Below are 201 nucleotides of genomic sequence, written 5' to 3' on the forward strand. Positions count from 1 at the left end.
TTCCCGGAGTTATCCCAGTCTTATGGGCAGGTTACCCACGTGTTACTCACCCGTCCGCCGCTAACTTCTTGAGAGCAAGCTCTCAAGAAGTTCGCTCGACTTGCATGTATTAGGCACGCCGCCAGCGTTCATCCTGAGCCAGGATCAAACTCTCCAATAAAGTTAGTTTGTCTAGCATCTAAAAATAAAAATTGACGTTTC

1 rRNA gene is annotated in these 201 nt (G+C 47.3%); it reads right to left on the bottom strand.

Annotated elements, in window-relative coordinates:
• Positions 1-160 (bottom strand): 16S ribosomal RNA (locus tag MR167_RS32875); the annotation flags it as partial.
• Between the last annotated feature and the right edge of the window lie 41 nt (positions 161-201).

Source organism: Bacillus cereus group sp. BfR-BA-01355 (assembly GCF_022663675.1).
Classification (GTDB): Bacteria; Bacillota; Bacilli; order Bacillales; family Bacillaceae_G; genus Bacillus_A; species Bacillus_A thuringiensis_S.